Source organism: Lentilactobacillus parafarraginis DSM 18390 = JCM 14109, assembly GCF_001435895.1.
In the GTDB taxonomy this organism is placed as follows: Bacteria; Bacillota; Bacilli; order Lactobacillales; family Lactobacillaceae; genus Lentilactobacillus; species Lentilactobacillus parafarraginis.
Window position 1 is genome coordinate 1 of the sequence record NZ_AZFZ01000113.1, and the last position, 3,667, is coordinate 3,667.

Consider the following 3,667-nt stretch of genomic DNA (forward strand, 5'->3'; position numbering starts at 1 on the left):
TTAATATTATCTAGTTTTCAAAGAACCAAATTCTGACGCTCACGCGTCAATGGAGAATAGCGGGATCGAACCGCTGACCCCCTGCTTGCAAAGCAGGTGCTCTCCCATCTGAGCTAATTCCCCAAGTTACTCCGGTCGCTAAGGCCGGTGATGGGCCTAAATGGACTCGAACCATCGACCTCACGCTTATCAGGCGTGCGCTCTAACCAGCTGAGCTATAGGCCCAAAGCGTAACCATCGTTTGAGAGTAACCCTCTCAAAACTAAACAAAACTTTCGACATTGTGTAGGTTTCCGANGTTTGAGAGTAGATCTCTCAAAACTGAACAAAACTTTCGACATTGTGTAGGTTTCCGAATTTTCCTTAGAAAGGAGGTGATCCAGCCGCAGGTTCTCCTACGGCTACCTTGTTACGACTTCACCCTAATCATCTGTCCCACCTTAGACGGCTGGTTCCCGAAGGTTACCTCACCGGCTTTGGGTGTTACAAACTCTCATGGTGTGACGGGCGGTGTGTACAAGGCCCGGGAACGTATTCACCGTGGCATGCTGATCCACGATTACTAGCGATTCCAACTTCATGCAGGCGAGTTGCAGCCTGCAATCCGAACTGAGAACGGCTTTAAGAGATTAGCTTGACCTCGCGGTTTCGCGACTCGTTGTACCGTCCATTGTAGCACGTGTGTAGCCCAGGTCATAAGGGGCATGATGATTTGACGTCATCCCCACCTTCCTCCGGTTTGTCACCGGCAGTCTCGCCAGAGTGCCCAACTAAATGCTGGCAACTGACAATAAGGGTTGCGCTCGTTGCGGGACTTAACCCAACATCTCACGACACGAGCTGACGACAACCATGCACCACCTGTCATTCCGTCCCCGAAGGGAACGCCTAATCTCTTAGGTTAGCAGAAGATGTCAAGACCTGGTAAGGTTCTTCGCGTAGCATCGAATTAAACCACATGCTCCACCGCTTGTGCGGGCCCCCGTCAATTCCTTTGAGTTTCAACCTTGCGGTCGTACTCCCCAGGCGGAGTGCTTAATGCGTTAGCTGCAGCACTGAAGGGCGGAAACCCTCCAACACTTAGCACTCATCGTTTACGGCATGGACTACCAGGGTATCTAATCCTGTTCGCTACCCATGCTTTCGAGCCTCAGCGTCAGTTACAGACCAGACAGCCGCCTTCGCCACTGGTGTTCTTCCATATATCTACGCATTTCACCGCTACACATGGAGTTCCACTGTCCTCTTCTGCACTCAAGTCTCCCGGTTTCCGATGCCCTTCTCCGGTTAAGCCGAAGGCTTTCACATCAGACCTAAAAAACCGCCTGCGCTCGCTTTACGCCCAATAAATCCGGACAACGCTTGCCACCTACGTATTACCGCGGCTGCTGGCACGTAGTTAGCCGTGGCTTTCTGGTTGGATACCGTCAAGATGATAACAGTTACTCTATCACCTGTTCTTCTCCAACAACAGAGTTTTACGAGCCGAAACCCTTCATCACTCACGCGGCGTTGCTCCATCAGACTTTCGTCCATTGTGGAAGATTCCCTACTGCTGCCTCCCGTAGGAGTTTGGGCCGTGTCTCAGTCCCAATGTGGCCGATTACCCTCTCAGGTCGGCTACGTATCATGGCCTTGGTGAGCCGTTACCTCACCAACAAGCTAATACGCCGCGGGTCCATCCAAAAGTGACAGCCGAAGCCATCTTTCAAACGAAAACCATGTGGTTTTCGTTGTTATGCGGTATTAGCACCTGTTTCCAAGTGTTATCCCCCACTTCAGGGCAGGTTACCCACGTGTTACTCACCAGTTCGCCACTCGTCTCAATGTTAAATCAGTTAAATGCAAGCACCTAACATCATTAACCAAGACGCGTTCGACTTGCATGTATTAGGCACGCCGCCAGCGTTCGTCCTGAGCCAGGATCAAACTCTCATCTTAAAATTAAAATGATCATTTGTGACTCATGATTATTTTTGTTGTTTGTTATTCACGAATTGACTTCGCAATTTGTTAATTTGGCTTCGAATAAATCGAAGCACCCTACACAATTTGTTTGTCGAAAATTTTATTCAGTTTTCAAAGGTCTACCTTCGAAGCATCAAACATTTTGTTGAAACTGTTTAACGCTTCATGTTGATAAGTTGTTGTTGCTTCTTGCTTTAAGCAACGAGATTAATTATATATCATCGAATCTTTTAAGTCAAGAAAAACTTTTTAGAAGCAATTGGTATATGTTGTTCGTATCGAAGCAACGAATAATATATTACCAGCTATTTCAGGTCAGGTCAACAGGTTTTGTCAAATTATTTCATATTTCATTGAAAAAGCTAAGAAAACGCTAAAACAGAAGCATAAGTTCGCCTTTATTGACCAACTGTCGGTATACTGTCACATGAATACAGAAAAGGAGTCGTCAATATTTGGATAAAATCGTTATCGTGAATGCAAAACGAACCCCCATCGGCAAATTAAACGGGGTACTCAGCAATCATACCGCCGTCGACTTAGGGATTCACGTCGCAAAAGCCACCCTATCCGATGCCCAGCTATCGCCAACTCAAATTGACCAAGTGATTTTCGGGAATGCCATTCAAGCCGGCAGTGGGCAAAACATTGCCCGGCAAATTGAACTTCAAGCCCAAATTCCCAAGGACAAAACGGCCTTCACCGTCAACCAAGTCTGTGGTTCCGGACTAAAAGCCGTCCGCCAGGCCCAGATGGCCCTTCTACTGGGCGAGTCTCGGATGATTCTGGCAGGCGGAACGGAGAGCATGTCAAACGTTCCGTTCTATAATATGAATCAACGGCGCCCCAAAAAATTCGGCTCGATTACTGAATACGATGGTCTTGAAAGAGATGGCCTTCAAGATGCCTTTTCCAATCGACCAATGGGAATCACCGCCGAAAATATTGCCAGCAAATTTAACATCTCACGCCAAGTCCAGGATGAATTTGCACTTCATTCCCATCTCAAGGCTCAAGCAGCAATCCACCAGAACAATTTTGCCAATGAGATTGTCCCGTTAACCGATCGCCATTCAAAATCAGTCATTACCCAAGATGAACCGGTGCGATTTGACACAACAATCGAAAAGTTAGCGGCGCTTAAGCCGGTTTTTGAATCAGACGGTACCGTCACTGCAGGAAACGCTGCCGGCTTAAACGATGGTGCAGCAGCGCTAATTTTAACCACCGAATCAAACGCCAAGGCATTGGGAAAACAGCCCCTGGCCGAAATTATCGGTTACGCTGAACAGGGAATCGACCCCGCCATCATGGGATACGCCCCTTACTACGCCATCAAAAAAACACTGGCTGCTCACCAAATGACAACTGACGATATTGATCTGTTCGAAATTAACGAAGCATTTGCTTCCCAATGTATGGCGGTCAGTCGGGACCTTAAAATTAAGGATGATCGATTAAATATCAGCGGCGGCGCAATTGCCTTGGGCCACCCCCTGGGGGATTCGGGTGCCCGAATTTTAACCACCCTAATCCATAACCTTCGGCGTACTGGCAAAACGTACGGCATCGCCTCCCTATGTATGGGCGGTGGCATGGGGTCGGCAATGCTGATCAAAGCCCGTTGAACATTCAAAACTTTCGTCATACTTTAGCAAAAAATAAAACTCCTCGATTTAAAATTGAAGTGCAACACCTG

1 protein-coding gene, 2 tRNA genes and 1 rRNA gene are annotated in these 3,667 nt (G+C 47.7%); 1 reads left to right on the top strand and 3 read right to left on the bottom strand.

What is annotated here, in order from left to right; genetic code table 11:
- Nucleotides 1–50: 50 nt before the first annotated feature.
- From FD47_RS13840 to FD47_RS13850, 3 genes are all read right to left on the bottom strand, one after another.
- A tRNA-Ala gene (locus tag FD47_RS13840) sits at nucleotides 51–123 on the bottom strand.
- 28 nt (nucleotides 124–151) lie between these two features.
- Nucleotides 152–225 (bottom strand) — tRNA-Ile (locus tag FD47_RS13845).
- A gap of 142 nt (nucleotides 226–367) precedes the next feature.
- Nucleotides 368–1,941: ribosomal RNA gene (locus tag FD47_RS13850) — 16S ribosomal RNA — on the bottom strand.
- Between the two features lie 482 nt (nucleotides 1,942–2,423).
- On the opposite strand from FD47_RS13850, the gene FD47_RS13855 reads away from it, so the two are divergent.
- The gene (locus FD47_RS13855; protein WP_056980807.1) at nucleotides 2,424–3,596 is read left to right on the top strand and encodes a thiolase family protein; all 1,173 of its coding nucleotides are present in this window, start codon (nucleotides 2,424–2,426) and stop codon (nucleotides 3,594–3,596) included.
- Nucleotides 3,597–3,667: the final 71 nt, after the last annotated feature.